The organism is Paenibacillus sp. PsM32, from assembly GCF_030433815.1.
GTDB lineage: Bacteria > Bacillota > Bacilli > Paenibacillales > Paenibacillaceae > Saccharibacillus > Saccharibacillus kyungheensis.
This window is the reverse complement of sequence record NZ_JARUWY010000026.1, coordinates 1-23,135: the sequence shown is the minus strand read 5'-3', so window position 1 is coordinate 23,135 and position 23,135 is coordinate 1. Positions and strand designations below refer to the sequence as shown.

33 protein-coding genes and 1 pseudogene are annotated in these 23,135 nt (G+C 34.9%); all 34 read left to right on the top strand.

Features of this window, described 5'->3' with window-relative positions; genetic code table 11:
* Nucleotides 1–258: 258 nt before the first annotated feature.
* Nucleotides 259–366, top strand: a pseudogene (locus QCD85_RS23330) (hypothetical protein); the annotation flags it as partial.
* A 30-nt stretch (nt 367–396) separates the two neighbouring features.
* Nucleotides 397–876, top strand: coding sequence for a pre-toxin TG domain-containing protein (locus QCD85_RS23325; RefSeq protein ID WP_301264046.1), 480 nt, complete (start codon nt 397–399; stop codon nt 874–876).
* A 175-nt stretch (nt 877–1,051) separates the two neighbouring features.
* The gene (locus tag QCD85_RS23320; RefSeq protein WP_301264043.1) at nt 1,052–1,498 is read left to right on the top strand and encodes a hypothetical protein; all 447 of its coding nucleotides are present in this window, start codon (nt 1,052–1,054) and stop codon (nt 1,496–1,498) included.
* Between the two features lie 359 nt (nt 1,499–1,857).
* Complete coding sequence (locus QCD85_RS23315) at nt 1,858–2,127, top strand: toxin C-terminal domain-containing protein (protein ID WP_301264045.1); 270 nt, start codon at nt 1,858–1,860, stop codon at nt 2,125–2,127.
* Between the two features lie 3 nt (nt 2,128–2,130).
* Nucleotides 2,131–2,688, top strand: a complete 558-nt coding sequence (locus QCD85_RS23310; RefSeq protein ID WP_301264042.1) for a hypothetical protein — start codon at nt 2,131–2,133, stop codon at nt 2,686–2,688.
* Between the two features lie 426 nt (nt 2,689–3,114).
* Nucleotides 3,115–4,662, top strand: coding sequence for a polymorphic toxin-type HINT domain-containing protein (locus QCD85_RS23305; protein WP_301264041.1), 1,548 nt, complete (start codon nt 3,115–3,117; stop codon nt 4,660–4,662).
* A 21-nt stretch (nt 4,663–4,683) separates the two neighbouring features.
* Nucleotides 4,684–5,466, top strand: a complete 783-nt coding sequence (locus QCD85_RS23300) for a hypothetical protein (RefSeq protein WP_301264040.1) — start codon at nt 4,684–4,686, stop codon at nt 5,464–5,466.
* Between the two features lie 432 nt (nt 5,467–5,898).
* Nucleotides 5,899–6,201 carry a hypothetical protein gene (locus QCD85_RS23295; protein ID WP_301264039.1) on the top strand — a complete coding sequence of 101 codons (303 nt, stop codon included), beginning with the start codon at nt 5,899–5,901 and terminating at the stop codon, nt 6,199–6,201.
* Nucleotides 6,202–6,414: 213 nt separating this feature from the next.
* Nucleotides 6,415–7,317 carry an RHS repeat-associated core domain-containing protein gene (locus tag QCD85_RS23290; protein WP_301264038.1) on the top strand — a complete coding sequence of 301 codons (903 nt, stop codon included), beginning with the start codon at nt 6,415–6,417 and terminating at the stop codon, nt 7,315–7,317.
* A 13-nt stretch (nt 7,318–7,330) separates the two neighbouring features.
* Entirely contained in the window at nt 7,331–7,582 is a 252-nt protein-coding gene (locus QCD85_RS23285; RefSeq protein ID WP_301264037.1) for a hypothetical protein, read from the top strand.
* Nucleotides 7,583–7,816: 234 nt separating this feature from the next.
* Nucleotides 7,817–8,593, top strand: coding sequence for a pre-toxin TG domain-containing protein (locus QCD85_RS23280; RefSeq protein ID WP_301264036.1), 777 nt, complete (start codon nt 7,817–7,819; stop codon nt 8,591–8,593).
* Nucleotides 8,590–8,949 (top strand): hypothetical protein, encoded by a 360-nt coding sequence (locus tag QCD85_RS23275; protein WP_301264035.1) that lies wholly within the window; start codon nt 8,590–8,592, stop codon nt 8,947–8,949. The genes QCD85_RS23280 and QCD85_RS23275 overlap by 4 nt, the downstream gene beginning before the upstream one ends.
* A 224-nt stretch (nt 8,950–9,173) precedes the next feature.
* Nucleotides 9,174–9,620 carry a pre-toxin TG domain-containing protein gene (locus tag QCD85_RS23270; RefSeq protein WP_301264034.1) on the top strand — a complete coding sequence of 149 codons (447 nt, stop codon included), beginning with the start codon at nt 9,174–9,176 and terminating at the stop codon, nt 9,618–9,620.
* A 13-nt stretch (nt 9,621–9,633) separates the two neighbouring features.
* Nucleotides 9,634–9,837, top strand: a complete 204-nt coding sequence (locus QCD85_RS23265; protein ID WP_301264033.1) for a hypothetical protein — start codon at nt 9,634–9,636, stop codon at nt 9,835–9,837.
* A gap of 13 nt (nt 9,838–9,850) precedes the next feature.
* Nucleotides 9,851–10,234, top strand: a complete 384-nt coding sequence (locus tag QCD85_RS23260; protein WP_301264032.1) for an immunity 22 family protein — start codon at nt 9,851–9,853, stop codon at nt 10,232–10,234.
* A 209-nt stretch (nt 10,235–10,443) separates the two neighbouring features.
* The gene (locus QCD85_RS23255; RefSeq protein ID WP_301264031.1) at nt 10,444–11,229 is read left to right on the top strand and encodes a pre-toxin TG domain-containing protein; all 786 of its coding nucleotides are present in this window, start codon (nt 10,444–10,446) and stop codon (nt 11,227–11,229) included.
* Between the two features lie 14 nt (nt 11,230–11,243).
* Complete coding sequence (locus QCD85_RS23250; RefSeq protein ID WP_273614862.1) at nt 11,244–11,615, top strand: hypothetical protein; 372 nt, start codon at nt 11,244–11,246, stop codon at nt 11,613–11,615.
* 80 nt (nt 11,616–11,695) lie between these two features.
* On the top strand, nt 11,696–12,772 hold the full coding sequence (locus QCD85_RS23245) for an RHS repeat-associated core domain-containing protein (RefSeq protein WP_301264030.1): 1,077 nt from the start codon (nt 11,696–11,698) through the stop codon (nt 12,770–12,772).
* A gap of 212 nt (nt 12,773–12,984) precedes the next feature.
* Complete coding sequence (locus QCD85_RS23240; RefSeq protein ID WP_301264029.1) at nt 12,985–13,524, top strand: hypothetical protein; 540 nt, start codon at nt 12,985–12,987, stop codon at nt 13,522–13,524.
* Nucleotides 13,521–13,736, top strand: a complete 216-nt coding sequence (locus tag QCD85_RS23235) for a hypothetical protein (RefSeq protein WP_301264028.1) — start codon at nt 13,521–13,523, stop codon at nt 13,734–13,736. The genes QCD85_RS23240 and QCD85_RS23235 overlap by 4 nt, the downstream gene beginning before the upstream one ends.
* Nucleotides 13,737–14,404: 668 nt before the next feature.
* Complete coding sequence (locus tag QCD85_RS23230; protein ID WP_301264027.1) at nt 14,405–15,118, top strand: pre-toxin TG domain-containing protein; 714 nt, start codon at nt 14,405–14,407, stop codon at nt 15,116–15,118.
* A 14-nt stretch (nt 15,119–15,132) separates the two neighbouring features.
* Nucleotides 15,133–15,654 (top strand): hypothetical protein, encoded by a 522-nt coding sequence (locus QCD85_RS23225; RefSeq protein ID WP_301264026.1) that lies wholly within the window; start codon nt 15,133–15,135, stop codon nt 15,652–15,654.
* A 109-nt stretch (nt 15,655–15,763) separates the two neighbouring features.
* Nucleotides 15,764–16,057 carry a hypothetical protein gene (locus tag QCD85_RS23220; RefSeq protein WP_301264025.1) on the top strand — a complete coding sequence of 98 codons (294 nt, stop codon included), beginning with the start codon at nt 15,764–15,766 and terminating at the stop codon, nt 16,055–16,057.
* Between the two features lie 34 nt (nt 16,058–16,091).
* Nucleotides 16,092–16,331: a hypothetical protein gene (locus QCD85_RS23215; protein ID WP_301264024.1), complete on the top strand. Its 240-nt coding sequence runs from the start codon at nt 16,092–16,094 to the stop codon at nt 16,329–16,331.
* A gap of 12 nt (nt 16,332–16,343) precedes the next feature.
* Nucleotides 16,344–16,565, top strand: a complete 222-nt coding sequence (locus tag QCD85_RS23210) for a hypothetical protein (RefSeq protein WP_301264023.1) — start codon at nt 16,344–16,346, stop codon at nt 16,563–16,565.
* 307 nt (nt 16,566–16,872) lie between these two features.
* A complete protein-coding gene (locus tag QCD85_RS23205; protein ID WP_301264022.1) occupies nt 16,873–17,343 on the top strand; it encodes a hypothetical protein in 471 nt (156 codons plus the stop codon).
* A 157-nt stretch (nt 17,344–17,500) separates the two neighbouring features.
* Nucleotides 17,501–18,451, top strand: coding sequence for an RHS repeat-associated core domain-containing protein (locus QCD85_RS23200; RefSeq protein ID WP_301264044.1), 951 nt, complete (start codon nt 17,501–17,503; stop codon nt 18,449–18,451).
* Nucleotides 18,448–18,771 carry a hypothetical protein gene (locus tag QCD85_RS23195; RefSeq protein WP_301264021.1) on the top strand — a complete coding sequence of 108 codons (324 nt, stop codon included), beginning with the start codon at nt 18,448–18,450 and terminating at the stop codon, nt 18,769–18,771. The genes QCD85_RS23200 and QCD85_RS23195 overlap by 4 nt, the downstream gene beginning before the upstream one ends.
* A 178-nt stretch (nt 18,772–18,949) precedes the next feature.
* Entirely contained in the window at nt 18,950–19,816 is an 867-nt protein-coding gene (locus QCD85_RS23190) for an RHS repeat-associated core domain-containing protein (protein ID WP_301264020.1), read from the top strand.
* Nucleotides 19,817–19,834: 18 nt separating this feature from the next.
* The gene (locus QCD85_RS23185) at nt 19,835–20,041 is read left to right on the top strand and encodes a hypothetical protein (RefSeq protein WP_273614864.1); all 207 of its coding nucleotides are present in this window, start codon (nt 19,835–19,837) and stop codon (nt 20,039–20,041) included.
* 269 nt (nt 20,042–20,310) lie between these two features.
* A complete protein-coding gene (locus tag QCD85_RS23180; protein WP_301264019.1) occupies nt 20,311–21,177 on the top strand; it encodes an RHS repeat-associated core domain-containing protein in 867 nt (288 codons plus the stop codon).
* A gap of 19 nt (nt 21,178–21,196) precedes the next feature.
* Complete coding sequence (cdiI, locus tag QCD85_RS23175) at nt 21,197–21,562, top strand: ribonuclease toxin immunity protein CdiI (RefSeq protein WP_301264018.1); 366 nt, start codon at nt 21,197–21,199, stop codon at nt 21,560–21,562.
* A 190-nt stretch (nt 21,563–21,752) separates the two neighbouring features.
* Complete coding sequence (locus QCD85_RS23170) at nt 21,753–22,109, top strand: hypothetical protein (protein ID WP_301264017.1); 357 nt, start codon at nt 21,753–21,755, stop codon at nt 22,107–22,109.
* A gap of 245 nt (nt 22,110–22,354) precedes the next feature.
* Entirely contained in the window at nt 22,355–22,957 is a 603-nt protein-coding gene (locus QCD85_RS23165; protein ID WP_301264016.1) for a zincin-like metallopeptidase toxin domain-containing protein, read from the top strand.
* Nucleotides 22,958–23,135 lie beyond the last annotated feature (178 nt).

Sequence of the window (23,135 nt, the reverse complement as noted above, 5' to 3'; positions counted from 1 at the left end):
GTAATGGGGATGTTAGGTCAAAATGGACAACCAGTAGAATTATAACGGTTTGTTTAAAAAAAAGAAAAAGAAATCTTGAAAGATTATTCCTTTCAAGATTTCTTTTTTATTTAAATATTTTTCTCATCATATTCATCGATAGAATGTTCGATCTTATAGTATTAACTATTGAATTTGCAGATGTGTACGATATCTACGTTGAATCTTTAGGATGCGATGAAGCAGTAGTGCACGAGATGAAAAACGTATTACAATCCAGAGATCAAGCGCTTTGTGAACCGAGATGTTCTGAGTGGCAGTATCGACGATGGATTGACCATGAACCGGTATGCGTATGTGAATGGAAATCCGATTTCGTATATCGATCCGTTTGGACTGAGTGAGTACAGTGACGAGATGTTGAGAACAGCAGGGAGTTTCTTAGCCGATGCTGTGCTGGGATTAGGTACGGCAAAAGGACTTCAAGAAATCTTTACTGGAGTTAACTATATAACAGGAGAGCAACTCTCGGTTGCGGATCGAGTAGCCAATGGAGGCAGAGTTCTCTTAAGTTGGGTACCTGGAGGCAAAATTGCAGGGAAAGCCCTAACTAAAGGAGCGATTGATGGCGGTAGTTGGGTTATAGCCAGAGTGGCTAAAGAAACGAGTAATGGTGACAGGATATTCTCAAGTATTGATGATTTATCAGATTTTGTAAAATCAAAAATCACTACTAGTCAGAGGGCTACTTTGAATCAGCAGGAAAGAACATACTCACATTTAACCGAAATGGATTTAAAAGGAGCACAGAGAGACTTATTTGGTGACCCTGTTCAAAACCAAGTGGAGGTTATTATGATCATGCTCAAGAAGTTTCTGACGCATATCGTGGTTTAGTTGATTTGAACCGAAGTTGGGAAGGAATGCTCAAAAATCCTAATTTAGATAATGAACTTCGACAACTTTACACATCTAAATTGAATGAGGTAAAAGCTACAATGAAAAAAATTGAAGATATGTTTGCTCCTGAGGGAGAAGTGTATCCACCTAAATAGCGATTGGAGTAAGGTATATGATTAATAGAAACATGATGTTAAAAGAATTTTTGACTAATGAAAAATATGAAGAGTTAATGAAAAATGCAACTCTATATTCTGATATGTCAATACCTGTATGGCACTTGGAAATTACAGGGAAATGTTTATATGAGTTATCAAACTTTGATTTGATTCGTTGTATTAGGCAAGATGTTTTTAAGGATTTAGCAACGTTTGAAATTATTGAAAGGATTGATGAACAGAACACCCCTTTTTATGCTGATATTGATTCAATGGAATTGATGGAAAAAGTATCATCAGTTAGTTCAGAAGTGCTCTCAGCACATAAGAGTAAATTAGATAGAATGATTAAAAATCTTGAACAGAACAACTTAATAGATTTAGCAGATATTTGGATGTTCGATGAACAGAAAGAAACGTATCAAAGCTATATCAATACAATAAAAAATAAAATTAAATAATATTTTGCTGAGGGAGCTACTAGACAATGTAGAATGAATGGGTCATTCAACAAGTAACACATATGACCCATGTAATATCCGTATAAAGATGTCGCTATTTTGTTTGTATCACAATAATGCTTGAAAAGTATAATCTAAATAACGCTAATGCGTTATAAAAGACAGGTAGATTATGGGTAGATACCACCATAATTGTCCTGTCTTTTGTTATCTTCGTTTTCTTGCGGTTTTTAAATTGAGCTGAGTGCGGATGGAGATTCTTGGGTAACGAAAGGATTTAGCTATGGAGCCGATGCCGTTCCTATTTTGGGAACGGTAATAATAAGAATGGAGCATGGACTCTAGCTCCAAAGACTGCAATTCCAAATGGTCCTTATCGTACAGATAAAGAGGCTGAAGCAGCTGCAAAACTTCTTGGATTTGAAAAAGTAAATGGTGGAAGAGCTAAAGCTGCAGTCTTTTATTCAAAAGATATGGGGATTTATATCACAAGAGATATTCCTAGACAAAGTACCGGCAGCGCTGATAATGAAGGAGTATGGAAAATGGCTCCTACAGTAGAAGATTTAATGAGCAGACAAACTAGATTAGGAACATATGACAAAAACCTAAATCGGATAGGGGACTAGAACATGTATTACTGGCAAGTTAGAAAATATCCTCCTCTACAAAAGGAAAACCAATATAAACCTAAAATTGTAACATGGACATCAATAATTGATATCGGGAATATATATAATGGTCAACCTTTAACAGCTGAAGAATACCTATCTGTTGAAAACAAATATGTAAACGCAGCGCATATTTATATGAACTATATGAAAGTAACACATATGGAAGTTTATCTTATTCATAAATTAAAGGAGGAGCTTTTTATAGAGCATACTCTTAAATATCCTGAATGCTATTCTGATGAAATTATAAATTTTTATTATTCTTTGCAAGATAAAGATAATCTTTCTATTAGGGAAGTTGATTTGATTTCTAGGTTAGCACTGAGAGAAGATATTGTTTGTCAACTTAGGCATCAAGATCAATTTTTCTTAAATCACTCTTATGATTATTATATGGATATTGGTAGTTCTATTGTATGCGAAGCAGCTATTTGTGAGATAAAAGAACTCGGTTTATATATCGATCTTTGGAATCATCCGTATGAGGATAATGTATGGGATAATTCTTTGCAATAGTATAATAATCATAAGCTTGAGGAAATTTATAAATTGTGATGTTTTCAAAGAAGCTTTGATTGGCTAATGCCTTTCAAAGCTTTTTTACATTGTGCCATTTTATCGAACTAATTCCAATCAGTCGATTCATTAAAACATACAACGACTTATGGGTATGATCGTAAAAACCAATTAACATGGACCAAAGATGAGCTTCAGGCAGTACAGTACAGACAATCTTCTAGCTACGGTGAATGGCGAAACTGTGAAATTGAAATACGATGCCGAAGGGAATATGCTTGTCGGTCCACTTGTGGGACAGATGCAAAATTAAATTATACCTTCGACGCTCGGAATCGTCTGGTAGAAGCCGGTGGGGTACAATATGGATACGATAACGAAAATCACCGCACTTCTGTAACTGTTAACGGAACAACAACGAAGTATGTGATTAATCCCGAAGCTGTGTTGTCTCAAGTGCTGATGGAAACCGATGCTTCGGGTAATCCAACCGCATGGTATGTGTATGGTAACTGCTTGATCGGACGACAGGATGCGAATGGAGCTTATCAAAGCTACCACTACGATCGTCGCGGAAGTACAATAGCGTTAACGGATGCCAAAGGACAACTGACCGATACGTACAGCTACGGCACCTACGGTGAATCTTTAGGACACGAAGGCACCACCGAGCAACCGTTCCAATACAACGGACTCCAATACAACGGACGCGACGGAATGATGACTGATCCAAACGGGTTGTACCAGATGCGAGCAAGGTACTACAATCCAGAGATCAAACGCTTTGTGAATCGAGATGTCCTGAGTGGAAGTATTGACGATGGACTGACGATGAACCGCTATGCGTATGTGAATGGAAATCCAATTTCGTATATTGATCCGTTTGGACTGAGTGCGGATGGGGCGGATTGGCTGAAGCAGGGTGGAAGCTTCCTTGCAGACGTTACCCCCGTTGTAGGCTCAGTAAAAGCGTGGCAACAAGCCATTACTGGCGTCAATTATGTCACAGGTGAGCAATTGACAATGAGCGATCGTGTTTCAGACGCTGCTGGTGGCTTAGTAGGCTTGATTCCTGTACCAGGTTCCAAATATGCTGGGAAATATACGGTCAAAGGATTAATCTGGACAGGGGAGAAAGCCGCAGATTTATTTGGATGGAGTAAGAAGGCTGAAAAATCTGTAGATAAGTTGGTCGATGCTTGCAATTGCTTTACAGCAGGTACAAAAGTGAAAACAGATCAAGGCGAAAAAAATATTGAAGATATACAAGTTGGTGATCTGGTTTTATCGCGAGATGAAGCTACAGGTAAACAGGCTTATAAAAAAGTAACAGCTACTTTTAGTCATATCACAGATGAGCTCTATGTTATTGAAGTTGGCGATCAAAAGATTGAATCTACGTATAATCATCCATTCTGGGTTGATGGTAAAGGCTGGACATTTGCCAAAGATCTAAAAATTGGAGATTTACTTGTAAAAGACGATGGTACGATGTTGGATATCAAAGATATCCAGCATGAGAACAGACAGGCGAGGGTCTATAATATGACTGTAGCTGACTTCCATACGTATTTTGTAAGTGATCTTGGTATTTGGGTGCATAATACAGAAGCTTGTAATATTATTACACCTGAGCAATTATTGGGGATTCAACATGCCAATATAGGTAATACACGTTCGTCTTTATATGGCCTCATTCCAACTGATGTTCGTAAAGCCGGAAAAGCTATCAAAAGGTTGAATTCTAAAGAAAGACAACGAGCGGAGCAACTACTGGATGATCTGCGTGAAATGAGAAATGGGAATAGTTTAGTCAGACAAAAAATCGAGAATTACTCGTATGCGAGATATCACATACGGGATGATGGCTGGACTAGTTTAGATGTTACAAGTGGCGGCGCCTCTAATACAATCAGATTACTATATATTGAGTATGAGAATGAAACGATATGGAAACTGATAGATAACCACTAAATAAATTTGCAGAGGTACACTATGAAACAATCTATTTTAGAAATTTTAAAAGAAAGTGTTGTCAACCAAAACATTGATGTTTTGGTTGGCATATTAAATCTCATAAAACAAACAATGATTCATATGTTTACAGAAGATCAATTCCAAGAGTTCGTCCATTTAAGAGATTTAATCCCAAAAGAACATCAAGCTTTGTATATTGAAACTTTGGTTGAATATCCCTTCTTTATAGTTGAAGAAGTTGTACTAGATGAATATATTCAGTTAGTTTCTATGCAATTTGCTTGTGAAGAAGATGCGGTTAGATGTTTAGATAATATGAGCAGTCTAGGGATCGAAGAAGAACTTATATTCAAAAAAGTAGTAGATCTACTGAATGAAGAGCAAGCATTGATTGTTTTAGCTAAATCAACGATTTGTTCTGAAAAGGCTCCGGATAATTATTTAAACATTTATAAGAAAGTGAAGAAGAGAAGAAATATTCATAAACGTTCTTTTTTAGTTTCAAGTTTTCTATTAATTGTTCATCCTTTTTTAGATGAATATATAGAAATTAGTGCGATTAAGTTTGCTTATTCATCTGCTGAGTCAGCTATTATGGATAAAGCATGGTACTATGCGGAAGATTCAGAGACTCTTATTCAAGAAAAGATCCTCGATTCTAATGAAGTTGAGATACTCAAAGAGTTAGGAAGAGAATTTGAGAGTAATCATATGTTGAATCCAGAAAAAGCGAATGAGTTATACTACTCGTTTTTTAAAGATTCTAGTCCTATTGATGTTATTTTTATGCTTCCAAACTGAGTACGTTATGAATTAAGAAAAAACCTTAATTATGGTCTTAGCCCTGTCAAGTAGCATTAAACAAGTACAGTTTCCCAAGCGACGACCTTTTCCCGAAACTCTTTCGGAGAAAGGTCGTTTAGTTTGCGTTAGAAGCATACCTCGTTGTAATAGATCAAATTATCAGCAACTCGCTGCTTGGCTTTTTCGAGTGTTTGAGGTGGCTCCAAATACAGTTTCTCCGTTTTCAGGTGCGAAAAAAACGGTCGACTCAGGCAATGTCAAAACAGTTGCCTCGTCTGGAATGGCTGCCTATGATTTGTAGCAAATGAGCATAATCAGATTGATGGTCAAAGCATATATATATTAGATACTAAAGCTTTTGATTCATTAATCAATGATCCGGTGATCGAAGGTAGACCTATCCGTGCTGTAGATCAGGTATCACATATGATGCAGTTTCCAAAAAAGTATAATATATTTTCTCTTGCTTTCTATCCATTTGGAAAGCAAAATATTTTGATGTTTTGTTTGTTTATGAATATTGCTGATAAACTACAAAGAGTACAAATGGAACGTGTGAACTGTAGCATTTGTAATTGGACAGGCATTATTGCGAATCCTACTATTCCACAGTTGTATTATGGTTGTTGCAATAGATGGGAACTTTTAAAAGAAGCCAATGAAATACCAGTAGTAAATTGCCCTTTTTGTGGTCATGTCTTACCAAGACATTCAATATGGGTAAGTGATTAACTTTTAAAGCACCTTGAATGGTATGAAGCCATTCAAGGTTTCTTTTTTAGAATAGTAAGTTGTTATAAAATTTATACGACTCGAACTGATTAACCGCGAAGATGCCGCAGGCAACAACCAGATGTATTACTACGATCTACGTGGTAGCACCATCTGACCGATGCGAAAGGACAGATCACCGATACGTACATGTACGACACGTATGGTGAACAATTGGAGCACATCGGTGACAGTCAGCAGCCTTTCCGATACAACGGACGCGATGGCATACAGACCGATCCGAATGGTCTGTACCAGATGCGAGAACGTTACTACAACCCGGATATCAAGCGCTTTGTGAATCGGGATGTGGTGACGGGAAGTATTGGGAATGGATTGACGATGAATCGGAACGCGTATGTGAATGGGAATCCAATTTCGTATATTGATCCGTTTGGACTGAGTGCAGATGGAGATTCTTGGGTAACGACAGGATTGAGCTACGGAGCCGATGCGATTCCTTATGTAGGAACGGTAAAAGGGATTCAAGAAACGATCACAGGAGTCAACTATATTACAGGTGAGCAATTGTCTGTAGCTGACCGAGTCGCCAACGGAATTGGTTCATTAACAGGCTTAATTTCATTCTCAGGAACGAAGTATGTCGGAAAATATGGAACCGAAGCGGCGATTGATGCAGGTAGTTGGGTTGTTAAGCAGTTTGGGAAACGTACAAAAAATATCCAAACAGGAGGACGTAAAAATCTCTCATTAATAGATGAATATTTTCGTATTGAAGCTGAAGCAGACAAAATGTATGATAACATTAGATCTTCCAATACTGATGTTCGAAAAATAGCTATAAATAGTGAAATGAAAGAAAATAGAATTCAAAGAATTAAAGACCATGTATTTTTTAAAGAGCATATAAAGTCTAGTGGGTATGGAAGATTTCATTCAGATTATGAAATTGCTCAGGCTTGGATTAGATTACAACAAGGAAATTATACTAAAAAAGATATTGATTTATTGAATCATGAATTATTTGAGTCAAGATTTGAAGGTATATTTAAGACTGATTATGAAACTGCTCATGATGCTGCTGTTAAATCAGGTCGTCCATGGGAAATAGATTAGAGGTGATTACTAGATGGGAGCTTTTGTTTTACTTTTTAAAGAGTATGAAGATGAGCAGATTGTAATTTACAGATTTGGTCCTAATGAAAATATTATGGGGAAAATTCAATTAAATAAAGAAACCAGAATGTTCTCTGAATTGGAACCGATTGATAATGTGAATCATTCAAATCAATTTTACTTCGATAGAGCAGCTCAAAGACTAGCAAGGTGTGTGATTAAGGAAAATGGGATTTTTCTAGATAAAATGACATTTGAATCTTAAAAAAGAAGCTTTGATAGGCTTAAGCCCGTCAAAGCTTCTTTTTATTTCCTTAAGTTAAACGAGCTATTACTATATACGGAATTAGATAAAGAACAGCATGCCAATATATCAAAAACAAATCATCTATACTTACGACTGTAATGTTTTTAGTAATCTCTAAGTGTATAAAAGTACTATCGAGTTTTGAGATCAAAAGCTTTGTGAACCGAGATGTGTCGAGTGGAAGTATTGACAATGAATCGGTATGTGTATGGGAATCCGATTTCGTATATTGATTCGTTTGGATTGAGTGCGGATAGTGACGAGATATTTAAAACGATTGGTAGTTTCTTAGCGGATGCTGTGCCAGGATTAGGTACACTCAAAGGGCTACAAGAAATATTTACCGGAGTCAACTATGTCACAGGAGATCAATTATCGGTTGCAGATCGAGTAGCCAATGGAATAGGTTCATTAACGGGCTTAATTCCATTCCCCGGGACGAAGTATATCGGGAAATATGGAACCGAAGCGGCGATTGATGCAGGTAGTTGGGTTGTTAAGCAGTTTGGGAAGAATGAAACCAAGCAAGTAGCGAGTAATTATCGATTAAGGATGAATTTACAGTTGTTTGCCAAGGGGACGGGTAAGGTTGAAGGAATGCCTCCTATTGTTCAGTCTAGAGTAAACTTAAGAAATGGAAGTGCAGAAGAGGGTGCAGGTTTTAATCATGTACTAGATAGACATTTTAACCCTTCAAAGAATGCTTCCCAATTCTCAATTACACCTAACGAACTAAAGGGAGCTCTTCAAAGTAAAAAAGTTGTGAACACTCCAGTTTCAAGAGTTTTATACTCAGATATAAAGTTAGCAAATGGGACAATTGAGAAGCAAGCTAGATATCTAAGGGAAGTTACATTAGACTCAAACATAGGTATTGACAAGTTTAGTGGTTCTCCTACAAATATCATATCGGTATTAACTGATAAGTATGGGAACCTAGTTACTGCTACGCCAGGGGTGATAAAATGAAACTAATAGGAAGCAAACAGGAACAGGATTTCAGAAAGGAGTTGGAATGCTCGAATATAGTTTCGGCTCAAGATGCTAAAGCAGAAGCGATATTGAATGTGTTAATAATTACTTTTGGAGAAGTGAAAAGTGCATATATTTTGAATTGGACACCTGAACAAGGCGAAGATATATTCACTATTTTAGTTAACCTTGATAGAATTGCTAAAGTTGAAATTAGCAGAGTCAATCCTTCGGAAGTTCCTATAATTGAAACTTTTAATCTAAAGGATTTCCAAAGAAGGTTAAGTAAAATCTTCCAAATTAAATTAGCCGTAGCAATTGATTTGGCGAAAAAGGAACATCAAAACGGTTAAATACTCTATTGTGAAACCTTGATTGGCTTTATGCCTTTTAAGGTTTTTTTGTGGGCGATCCAGTGACGGATGAATCTATCATTCAACCAATAACACTATCCCGTTACATCAAGCAGCTCGATTATGGTAAGACCCTTTCATGATAGACCTGTTTTTGTTACTTTCGTTTTCTTGAGTTTTTTATTGAACTGATTGCGGATGGAGATTTTTGGGTAACGACAGGATTGAGCTATGGAGCCGATGTGATTCCTTATGTAGGAACGGTAAAAGGGATTCAAGAAACGATTACCGGAGTCAACTACATTACAGGCGAACAGCTATCTGTAGGAGATCGCATCGAAAATGGTGTCGGTACATTAACAAGCTTGATTCCAATTCCAGGTGCGAAATATGTTGGGAAGTATGGAACGGAAGGTGTCATTGACGCTGGAGATTGGGTTCTTAAGCAGTTTGGGAAAAAAACTATTAAAAATGTGAATTCTTTTCCTTCAGTTCGAAAGATAGAATTCAATAATTGGTTTAATTCTTTAACCTCTGATGAGTTTGATCAAGTATGGGCTAATCCAAAATTAAGAGATACTATAGAAGATCGACTTAGACATCCCAGAGGTTTACATGAGTGGCATTTGGTATCGAGGGCAAATGTATTCAAAAGATGGGGGGACAAGTGAGCAGATTGCTGAGATGAGAACACTTATAAGTGAAACTAAATTTGTTAACCCTGTTGGTAAATATGGTGGAAAAGGTTCAACTAAAGTACATAGTGAGTTGTTAGAGATTATTGATTCTTCTACTGACTATAATATGTTTAAAAGAAGGCTACAAAATTGGGCGAACTATCGTCTTGATCGTGGAACAGAAGCTTTGCCAGAAGATTTGAAATATTAAAAGGAGAGTTACAATGGAGAAAAATGGAGTTGTTTCTTTATGGATAGGAAAGGTTATAAATGCTGAAGAATTAGATAGATTATTAACTATTTCTTATTCTGATGAAGGAGATTATATTAGATCAATATTTGCTGAATATTTTAAGATTATCAGATATGATGATGATTTAAGAGAAGCAGAGTATTATGAAAATAAAGTGGATAATTTTTATCAATTGCTAGAAGACTTTTCTTACGATTATAATGTTATTTCAGAGTTCAAAAAAGTAACAGAAGAATTGCCAGAAAATATCAATGTGGCAATATTACTTTACGATTTTGAATACAATGGAAAAGTCGTCCAAGCTACAATTCAATCGAATTATTTGCAATTTGTAGGTTCTATAAAATATAAATAGCTTTTGATTCTATTTATAAAAAACAGTTATGTTGATATCAACATAACTGTTTTCTTTTTTTTAGGTATAAATTTTTTGAGAAAGAAATATAATAATTATTTTATAATATATACAAATATTAACTTATAAGAGCAAGATGTAATAATTCAATGCTCAGCAGTTTCGTAAATCGAGATGTTCTGAGTGGCAGTATTGATGATGGGCTGACCATGAACCGTTATGTTAATGGGAATCCAATCTCGTATATCGATCCGTTTGGACTCAGTGCAGATAGTGACGAGATGTTGAGAACAGCAGGGAGTTTCATAGCAGATGCTGTTCCTATTTTGGGAACGGTAAAAGGGTTCCAAGAAACGATCACCGGAGTCAACTATATTACAGGTGAACAATTGTCTGTAGCTGACCGAGTCGCCAATGGAATTGGTTCATTAACAGGCTTGATTCTATTTCCGGGGACGAAGTATGTTGGGAAATATGGAACCGAAGCGGCGATTGACGCTGGGGGTTGGGCTCTTAAGCAGTTTGGGAAGAATGAAACAAAGCAAGTAGCGAGTAAGTTACCACTAAAAGTTAATTTGCAGTTATTTGCAGGAAATAGATCTAGTTTAAGAGTGATGATTGAAAATAATGCTCAATTACAGCTCTCAAGAATGGAGTCATCTACTAATGGAGCTCACTATTATTCTAGACATGGTGCACAAACTACGCTTCAACAACAGTATTTGAGAGCAACTAATGGATATACCCCAGATGGCTATGCGGGTCGTATAGGAGATGCTTCTAAATTTTTAAGCAATCAAATACAGCTAAATACTGCTCAGAGGGCAGAAACAATTTATAACCAAATAGGAAGGAACAGTTTCAGCTTCGATAGGGGTGAAAATATAGGTGAAGGGTATTTAAGGGGCGGACAAAATTTAGTTTCTTCTTCTAAAGTAACTGCAGTTTTTAGAAATGGAAAATTATATATCTTATATCCTAAATTAAGAAATTGAGAGGTGTTATATTAGTGATTATTATAAATTCCGATTTACTAGATTTATTTTTAGCTCCAATTACTGGATTAGGAGATGATAATGAATCAGTTGAATATTATCGAAAATTAAAAATTCAAGATAAGAATGATTATAAAAAAATAATCAATGAAATTATTGTAGAAGAATTTGAAGAATTAAACGAACAGCAAAAACTAAATGCAAAATTAGTCTTAAGCTATTATTTAACAAGTAATGCTATTGATTTTGAGAGAGTTTTTGAATCAGTTTTGCCACCATTTGATCCACCTTATCCAGTAAGAAATTTCTTCTTATGGATTTGGGAGTGTATTTTTCTAAATGAAAGTTATGAGTTTACAGAAGAGTATTATAAAATAATTAAATAATTTATAGTATGTAAGCAATCTACTTTTTGATGAAAGTAGATTGCTTTTTTTATCTTAATTCACAAATTGACTAAACTATAATGATTAGTAATTATACTAGTTTAGAAAATGAAAAACTCTTCGATGCATGTAACCGTCTGATAGAAGCCGGTGGGGTACAATACGGATACGATAACGAAAATCATCGCACGTCGATGACCGCGAATGGAACAACAACGAAGTATGTGATCAATCCAGAAGCAGTTCTGTCTCAAGTGCTGATGGAAACCGATGCATCAGGCAAACCGACAGCATGGTATGTGTACGGTAACGGCTTAATTGGACGCCAAGACGCCAACGGAGCGTACCAAAGCTACCACTACGACCGTCGCGGAAGTACAATAGCGTTAACGGATGCCAAAGGACAACTGACCGATACGTACAGCTATGGCACCTACGGAGAATCTTTAGGACACGAAGGCACGACCGAGCAACCGTTCCAATACAACGGACGCGACGGAGTCATGACCGATCCGAACGGGTTGTACCAGATGCGAGCAAGGTACTACAATCCAGAGATCAAACGCTTTGTGAACCGAGATGTTCTGAGTGGCAGTATTGATGATGGACTGACCATGAACCGGTATGCGTATGTGAATGGAAATCCGATTTCGTATATCGATCCGTTTGGACTGAGTGCGGATAGTGACGAGATGTTTAAAACGGTTGGAAGTTTCTTAGCGGATGCTGTGCCAGGATTAGGTACACTCAAAGGGCTACAAGAAATATTTACCGGAGTCAACTATGTTACAGGAGATCAATTATCGGTTGCAGATCGAGTAACCAATGGAGGCGGAGTTCTCTTAAGTTGGGTACCTGGAGGCAAAATTGCAGGGAAAGCCCTAACTAAAGGAGCTATTGATGGCGGTAGTTGGGTTATAGCCAGAGTAGCTAAAGGAACGGGTAAAGATGAAGTAACATATAGACGAGTTCAAGGCGGAGAGGGTACTAAATCAAGTCAACCACGTATACAGGTAAATGAAGATGGCACAATAACAATACCAAAAAAAGAATCTGATTTGAATATAAGTATAGATAATGGTGAGCATTCAAACTATTTCAAAAATGAAGTAAGAGACGGAAATACTGAAATTGTAGAATTTAATGTTCCCAAGTAGTTTGATGATTTCTTAAAAGAAAACACAATACCTCAAAGTGGATACAAATCAAATCCATTAAACCAAGGCGGAACAGCGCCAAAACTAGTAGATCCAACAAAACTAGTAGATCCAACAAAACCAGGTAATTCGTTTGAAGTTCCAGCACCTTGGATTGAGTGGATAGAAGAGTTGCTAAAAATGCACGAATAAAAAAAAAGGGATTGAGTAATATGCTATTAGAACCTAAATCGTTAGACAATATTATCGTAGGTTTATTAGTCGATAATTTCTTCAAGTGGTATGTTGCTCCGAAAGATTTATGGTTTCTTGATAGGAAAAAGCAAGCAGATGCTTATATTAAGAAATTTAAAGAAATTGGACTTAAAAATATTGGAAACAAAATAGAGGAAGTTGATGAAAGGAAAGGTATAGAAGTTTTAGATGAGAATTCATTTATAGAATTTATTCGGAGAATAAATAAGTATGCTGTTTCAACCAACGAACTAAGAGAGTCACTTAAATTAAATTTGCTTACTACATCAAAACAGGATACATTTTATAGTTTTTTACCTTCATTATATGTAAATGTTGATAAAAGAGAACTATACTCATTGTATCCAGAGCCAGCCTCCTATGAAGATTTTGTTCCCAAAAATTGGAGCGGGGTTTACGAAGATTTTTTGCCTAAAATAGATTGGGAAGAAAAATACTGGTATGATAAAAATGGAATTGATTTATTAAATTTAGAGAATAATAGAGGAAAGAAATGAGTGATAATAAAATAAGCATACTATCTGAAAAGTTCGATAATGAAAAAACTGGTGAACAAATCGAAGGAATAACGATTATGATAGATGGCAAATTGAAAAATATGTTAGACATAATTATTGAAAAAGAAGGCACATACAATAACTATACGGAGGTAATTAAAGATTTAGTGTTTGCTGGCATAAATCAAATTGTTGAAAAGTACAAGAGATAGAACTCTCCCTTATTCATGGCACTACAACTTAGTATTATGAACTTTATTGGCTTTATACTTTTAAGATTTCCTTTTTTTGGTGAGGAATGAACCCAAAATTTAGCGCTATTTCGATACAAAAAACAGGTCGATTATGGTCAGATGCCACCATGATTGACCTGTTTTTTGTTATCTTTGTTTTCTCACAGTTTTTCTAAATCAGATATAACTTTGCGAATAGATACCCCATGGATATAGTATCGAGAGCATCGAAACCAATTCATAGGATATCCCAACAACTATATTGTCAGAACTGAACATTTTGCAACGGGGAGGTCATGTATTAAAGGCTAGCCACCTGCCCTTTAATTAAGCACAAAATTCATAGAAAATTCAGGAGGAAGCGGCACATGAACGTTTTCACTATATCGATGGATCGCGATGTTATTGATTTGACAGATATATATTAATTTTTTCCAACGAGTTCCACAAAGGAATCTGTCATTTATATAGGATCATGATGATGGTGTAAAAAATAGGATTTCGATATCGAATCAGAATAGTTATGGGAGAACACTGCCTACATATTTCCTACATATGCATACGACAAGCTAGGTCGTCCGATTTAAGCCTATGATGCACTCATTTCGTATATCGATCCGTTTGGATTGAGTGCGGATAGTGATGAGATGTTCAAAACGGTTGGAAGCTTCTTAGCGGATGCTGTGCCAGGATTAGGTACACTCAAAGGGTTACAAGAAATATTTGCCGGAGTCAACTACATTATAGGAGAACAATTGTCTGTAGGGGATTGCGTTGCCAATGGTGTTGGTTCATTAACAGGCTTTATTCCAATTCATGGTGCAAAGTATGTTGGAAAATACGGAACCGAAGTGGCAATCGATGCGGGTAGTTGGGTTGTTAAGCAGTTTGGGAAGAATGAAACAAAACAAGTAACGAGTAATTATCAATTAAAAATGGATTTACAGCTATTTGCTAAAGAATCAAGTAATATTGAAAAAGGTATAGGAATTGTACAATATAGAATCAATATTGCAAAAGGAAGAACTCGTTTCACACCTTTAAGACCAAGTTCAAACCAACCTGTTTCAGCAGGTTGGAATCATGTAGTAGATGGACATTTTAATGTTCCTTTATCTAATAGTAGATCTGTTTTCTTAATTTCTGAGAATAAACTGAAGAATATATTGCAAAGTGTAGATAGTGTAACATCCCCAGTTAAATTTGTAGAAGGAGGACAATATGTTAGAACAGTTGATACAGGAGAAATTGTTGCAAACACTGCTCTTAAATTTGGAGGATATCAAACTAGCTGGATAAAAATTTTTACAGATCAAGCAGGCAACTTGATAACAGTTTATCCTGTTCCTGGGCCAAAATAAAAGGAGAGAGCTAAATGGATTCTACTATTTGGAAAGATTTTATTAATGTTTTAAATAATCCTCTTACTACTAAGGATTATATTAATTATTATAAAATTATAACTTCATGGATTCAGAGCCATCGAAATAATTTTAAATCAGAAACATTAAGTGAAAATAGATTAAATCTACTTATTAAACTTAATCCTGATGTATACGTTGTTGAAACGCCTGGCTTTTTACTAGATGATGAAAAAAAAAGGTTTGAAAAAAATGAACCTGATAATTTCGATAATTTTGCTATGATATTAGGAAATAGACTTTGGGATATGGTCACAAATAGAGGTAAAGAATGTCCAAATTGTGAGGGTGATGAAATGAGATATCTTATAACGAAAGAAGAGAATTGCTCTGAAATTATTCTTGAATGCAATAGTTGTGGATGGACAGAGACGATAAATGGAGAAAAATGGAGAAGAGGAATAATAGAAACTTTGCCGGCAAATCGAAAAGATTTACAAAGATTTAATATAGTTTTAAATTTTAAAAAATTTTGAACTGCTATACATATATGATTACGAATCAAATCTCGTGTACTAATTCTTTTTTGAGTGTAGGTAGTGATGAAATATTAAAAGAAAGATCAGAATTTTCTTGAGCGATTTTGTGCCAGAATTAGGCACGTTAGTTATCTTTTTCTCTAGTGGGAAAGTGGTTGTAAAGACAGCGACTAAAGGTGCTATTGATGGTGGTAGCTGGCTTATTGGGAAATTTAATAAACAATTACGATATGTCAAACCTTCTGATTTATTCAAAGAAAATACGTATGCTCCTTTTGGACAAAGAATTGCTCCTAAAAATCTCTATCGTGAGTTGAATAGATCTCAAATAGGACAAGAAACTATTAGATTGATACAAAGTAATGGTACAAAAATTAGATTATGGGGAATTACCAACTGATATGATATGTAACCAGATATTAGGAACAGAAAACATGCGTAACAATACTGCTACAATTTATGTGAGAGGAACCGAGTCTACTATTAAAACGGCTCAAACGATCATTCATGAGGTTACGCATACTTCGCTTCAAAATCCTATATATACTCAGCGTGAAGAAGTGATTGCTTTCATGAGAGAAGCTAAACATTCGAAAGATAATCTTTCTTACACACAAATAAAAGCGATTATTCAGGAAGTGAAGTCTCTTTATCCAACTATACCTTATAGATAAGGGAGAACTGATATGAATTCAAAAGAAGAAAACTCAGACATTGATAAAAGAGTTTTAAAAGGTGAACAAGTACCGTGTCCCTATTGTGGTGAAATTTTAATATATCAAAATATGGAAACAGGAAAACATCCAGCTATTATTTGTATCAACGGAGATTATTATGTTTTATTGGAAACTAAAAGAAGTAGTATATTAGATGATTTAGGATTGACAAAAAGAAAAAGCAAAAATTGAATAATAAAAAAACCTGAAAGAATTAAATTCTTTCAGGTTTTTTTAAATTAGTTTATAGGAGACTGGATAGTTGATAACGAAATTATTACAATAACATCATCCGAAAAGTATGGAACAATAAATGTTACTGAGTATGTAGAAGCACAAAAATTTGATTACCATACTATTTATTCTAATGATAAGTATATCTATGATCCTCGATTTAGTGATCAACCCATTACTACTAAAGATTATATAGATATATTAAAGGAGCTAAATGGTAGGAAAATATCTATAAGTAGACATTCTTTAAAGTAGGTGAAAAGAAATGGTTCCTAATAGTATTTATTTTAAAAAAAATGGAAAAATGGCAGATTTTGAGTTGATGGCTTATACTATTTCAAAACTAGAATCATTTGAATGGCATCGGACATCAATGTATAATCCTGGTAATATTTATGAGCGTCCAGCAGGTTTTTATTTCAGATTTCATAATAAGAATGAAATGTATTCACAGTTACAGAAATGTATTCATATGTTTAAAGGTAAACTTAAATGGGGTATGAATATCAGTCATCATACTCGTCATAGGAATTATATAATCGAGCCAACTCAGGTTTATGAAGCCAAGTTGAGTGATAAATATGCTGTTAGTTATGACTTAAAGGAGATTCTAAAAGATGATTATGAAAGTTTGTGTGAAAAGGCAATATTAGATATCCCGTCTTTATGTAATCATATTGAAGTCTGGTTTGAACTAGAAAAGAAACGTCCTTTTTTGCCAACTATACCAGAGTAGTTTAAAGATAATACTTCAATATCATAAGTAGTTAATGATGTTGAATAAACCTTTTATTTGTTCAACATGTATCATTTATTCTAAACTCCTTTCTTTTTATAAAAACCAAGTCAATTAGAGTTAGATAATAATTGACTTGGTTTTTTTTACGTAGAAAATTTTAAGGTTTACTCCAAATTATGATTATAACGGACGCGACGGTGTCATGACTGATCCGAACGGGTTGTACCAGATGCGAGCAAGGTACTACAATCCAGAGATCAAACGCTTTGTGAACCGAGATGTTCTGAGTGGCAGTATTGATGATGGATTGACGATGAACCGCTATGCGTATGTGAATGGGAATCCGATTTCGTATATCGATCCGTTTGGACTGAGTGCGGATGGAGATTCTTGGGTAACGACAGGATTGAGCTACGGAGCTGATGCCGTTCCTATTTTGGGAACCGTGAAAGGTTTCCAAGAAACGATTACGGGCGTTAATTACATTACAGGCGAACAATTGTCTGTAGCTGACCGAGTCTCCAATGGAATTGGTTCATTAACGGGATTGATTCCATTCCCAGGAACGAAGTATGTTGGGAAATATGGAACTGAAGCAGCGATTGACGCTGGTGGTTGGGTTGTTAAGCAGTTTGGGAAAAATACAAGCAAAGAAGTAGGAAGTGCATACAGTAATGTCTATACTTCAACTCGATCATTAGATAATGAATTTCCAGAACTTATAGGAGTTAATCCGAATTACGTAGAAGGCGCAGGAGCTGGGCTTAACACTAACTGTGTTTCTTGTGCAAATGTAGCTCAGAAAAGGCTTTTAGGAGAAGATTTAAATAGTTTTGCTTCAGCTTCAAATGGATATGCAAGTAAAAATGATTTATTACCTTCTGCACCATTTGGATTTTTAGAAAATCTAAGTGCTGAAAATGTAATACGAATTATGAAAGCTGAAGAATCTGGTGCAGTCGGTGTGGTTACAATAGATCAAGGAAAAATTCTACATGTTATAAATGTGGTTAATAAAGATGGTCAGGTCTATTTTATAGATACACAAATAGGAAAAATTGTAGAGCTACATTCAAACTTAAAATTGGGATTGGGGAGACCATGAGTATAAACAGAAAAGAAATCACTTATGAACAGGCAAAAAATATTGCTTATAAAACAGCCTTCGATAAGTTAAACAGATATTCTTTAGATGAAAATATTCCTTTGTTAAGCGAGGAGTATAAAGAAGCAGAGAATTGTTGGTTTTTCTTTAGAAATAAAAAAGTTTATGGACCGCCAGAAGAAGAACTTCGATGGTCTTGTGCCTATGCTGTTAGTAAAAAAGGAGAATTAAGGACTATAGCTGACTTCTCAGAAGAAACAGAAAAACTGATAGATTATTTACAGGTTATGTCAGATTATTTCAAACAGAAGAACTTATAATTAAAATCCCTTAAAAGATAATTTCTTTTAGGAGATTTTTTACGAATACACACTAGCATATAATAAAAGTCTAATCAAGAGATAAGGCGCAAATTGAGCTTACCAGAACTATCACTATGACCTTCATGAAATACCATAGCGTTAACTGATGCCAAAGGGCAACGGACACGACGGAGTGATGACTGATCCAAACGGGTTGTACCAGATGCGAGCAAGGTACTACAATCCAGAGATCAAACGCTTTGTGAATCGAGATGCCCTGAGTAGAAGTATTGATGATGGACTGACCATGAACCGCTATGCGTATGTGAATGAGAATCCGATCTCGTATATCGATCCGTTTGGGCTGAGTGCGGATAGTGACGAGATGTTGAAAACGGTTGGCAGTTTCTTAGCGGATGCTGTTCCTATTTTAGGAACCGTAAAAGGTGTACAGGAAGTCTTTACAGGAACAGATTATGTGACAGGTCAACAACTTTCTGTAGGAGACCGAGTTGCTACTGGAGTAGGTACATTAGTTAGCTTTGTCCCTGGCGGGAAAGTCGTTGGGAAGACAGCGACTAAAGGTGTTATTGATGGTGGTAGCTGGCTATTTGGTAAACTCTCAAAACAAGTACGTTTAGCTAAACCATCAGATTTATTTAAGAATGATTTTGCTAAAAATGGTCAGAGAATTTCTCCTAAAAATTTGTATCGTGAACTTAAAAAATCTGAGATCGGCTTAGAAACGTTAGATATTATTAGAAATAATAGTATTAGAGTAGATTTAGATTATAGTAAACAAGATGGACTTTATGGATTAGCTATAGAAGATTATAGATCTATTATTTATGTACAAAATACTCAGTCCAAGAAGAAAACTGCTCAAATTATAATTCATGAAGTTACTCATAATATGCTAAATACTTCTGTCTACACTCAGAGAGAAGAAGTAATAGCTCATATTAGAGAAGCAAAGCATCTTAACCCAAATTTAAGCATAGGTGAAATCAGAAGGATTATAAAAAATGTCGAAAGTCTATACCCGGAACTTCCGTATCAATAATAATGAGGAGGATTACGTATGGAAAATGAATTCAAAAAAAAATCTACTCATGATATAAATTCTATAATTGCTAGAGTTATCAATGGAGAAAATGTGGATTGTCCTAAATGTGGATCTGTTCTCATCTTTAATGATGTAAATAGCGGTAAACATCCTGGCATTTTTTGTCCTAATAACGATTTTAGAATTATGATGGATTTTAAGAGAAATGATATTGGTAAATAAATTATTAAAGGGAGTAGGGACTTAAATTAATTTGAATTACATTGATCTAATTTATTAGAGAGTTATTCTACAAAAGATAAAATAATTTTAAAGCATAAGCTGTATATTTTACAGCTTATGCTTTTTATATTAATGCTATGCTACTTATAGACATGATAACTTACATGATAAAATCGTGGAGCAAATGATCAAAACTAAAAATCATATTATAAATTAATACAGATTGCCCAATGATGACTCAAAATAAATAACTACATGGACTGTACCAGATGCGAGCAAGGTACTACAATCCAGAAATCAAGCGCTTTGTGAACCGAGATGTGCTGAGCGGCAGTATCGATGATGGACTGACGATGAATCGGTACGCGTATGTGAATGGAAATCCGATTTCGTATATCGATCCATTTGGACTGAGTGCGGATAGCGACGAGATTTTGAAAACGGTTGGAAGTTTCTTAGCGGATGCTGTGCCAGGATTAGGTACACTCGAAGGGTTACAAGAAATATTTACCGGAGTCAACTACATTACAGGAGATCAATTATCGGTTGCAGATCGAGTAGCCAATGGAGGAGGAGTTCTCTTAAGTTGGGTACCTGGAGGCAAGATTGCAGGAAAAGCTTTAACTAAAGGAGCGATTGATGGCGGTAGTTGGGTGATAGCAAGAGTAGCCAAGAATAAAAATAGTTTTAAATACTTGGCTAATTTTGAAGATCATATAATCAACGCTCAAGGTATTGTTAGAAAAGGGAATAAGGGAGTTGTTGGAGGACACAATTTACAAAGCTTTGAAAAAATTATAACAGACCAAGGTTGGAACCTAGACGATATCATTATTTCCAAAACATCGCATTCTACAGTTTCTGGAGTGTTTCAGGTTCAGTACAGACTTCCTGCTCTTGATAAAGAATTAAAAGTAATACCTAATCAGTTTAAAAATATTTCCCATCCCAAAACAGTATATGATCCAAATGTAATCTCCAATAACCAAATGATAGCATGGGGTAAGGAAGCAACGGAGAATGGAGAGATAATAGGTAGAGAAATTAGAGGAACAGCTTCAAATGGTTTAAAATTCACAGGATACCTTGATGAGAACGGTATAATAACGAATTTCTTCCCGACTTTATCAAAATAATTTTTAGGAGGATGCTGTGATGAGCGACAATTTAACAGAAAAAGAATTATTGAATATGTATTATAGACATCTTGAAGGGGGATACTTTTTAAAAGCACTTAAAAATTTTTGTGAAGAAAAAGGATTTGGTGGAAGTGAACATGTGTGGTGTGTTTTTGCGAATGAACTAAATGAATGGGATGAAGGCTATTTTGGTGAAATAGGAGTTGGTTATTTTTTTGATTACCCAGCAGTGGAAAAAGATCAAACGCTAGTATTAGATTACGGTACTTTCTATCATCATTTAAAAGAAGCAAGTATAGATTATTTAATAAACAATCCAAATGCGAAGGTTGAAGTTGAAGCTCAATTAAAGGAGATTAAAAAAAAGCTTAATATTTCTTAATAAAATATTCCAAACCAAATAATAAAAATTCTATTAATACATTTGCGTATACTGTCTAATTACACTAAACAGGTCTATTTTAGTAAACTATTACTAGAATAGACCTGTTTTTGCTAGTTTTGTTTATTATTTTATGTGATATTCAAAGCTGTTTATTAGTCTTTTAAATATAAAAATTGGAGTGGCTAGTATGAGAGTTAAACCAGAACTACCAATATTAACATTGCAACCCATATGGATACCGTCTTCTTGGAAAGTAGACTACAATAGTTTTGTAGAATTAGATCCAAAGACATTAAATGAAGAAGATGAGAAATGGATTAATTTCACAGAAGATTTACTTCAGATGAGTTATATTCGAGATCATATTATTTTAGATATTGGATGGTATCCAGAAGCAGACCCTCAAGGAGAATATGAATTAGAATTAATTAAAAATTTAGATTGGTCTAATCCGATAGAAAGTTATTCTACAACGGATAAAGTTGCTTTGCTTGCAAAACTTGAATATTTATTATGGGCTGTTGGTCAAGGGTATTATAATTAAAGGTAGTTTAAAATAACTTTAAAATACAAGCTGTATATTTTACAGCTTGTATTTTTTAACTTGAAAATCATTTAATTATTCGTTTTAATAGTTCAAACTCAAGCTATAAGAGATTAATGATTCAAATTTGTAAAATTAGATGGAGTGAGTGCAGATAGTGATAAGATGTTTAATGCAGTGAAAATATCCTTATCAAATGCTATTCCTAATTTGGTGAATATAAATTATTTATAGCAATTATTTAAATGAAATATTATGTTAGAGGTGAACAACTATCTGTAGGAGATCGAGTAGCCAATGGTGTCGGTACATTAATAAGCTTGATCCCAATTCCTGGGGCGAAGTATGTCGGAAAGTATGGAACCGAGAGAGTTATTGATGCTGGAGGTTGTGTTATTAAGCAGTTTGGGAAGACTAGTATTGATAGCAAAGTTATCCATGAAACCCTAGATTACCGAAAAGTTCAAATTCTCAAAAATAGTATAGGAGAAAATTTAGCATCTAGGAAAGAGATTCGACAATTCAAGAAAACATGGGGACAAGTTGGAGTCACTGTAAATGTAGATAAAAGAAGAAAAGTACTTACAGAGAAATATGAAGCAGGATTTGATTATAGTAATGCAGAAATATGGATCAAGAAAAATCCAAGTTTAATTAAATTGTATCATGAAGGATATCATGCAGAGCAATGGTTAGCCATAGGGAAAGATACGTATATGAATCTTAGTCGATTAGAGCGAGAAGAGTATGTATTTTCAAGAGTTATGAAAAATGAAGAATTGTTTGATGATAACTCAATTAATCATTCAAAAGAATATATTAATGATTTGCGATTAAAAAACAAATGATTTGGAAGGTGAGTAGAATTGAAAAGATATAATAGAACTAAAGAAGAATTAAAAAAAATACTTGAGGAAGTAGATCGGAATTTTCCAAGACATCATCGCAGAATAAACGAGATCACTATGGATACTGTATTAAAACCAGAAGAAGCAATAGCAATTGCTAAAAAATATCATGAAGAAA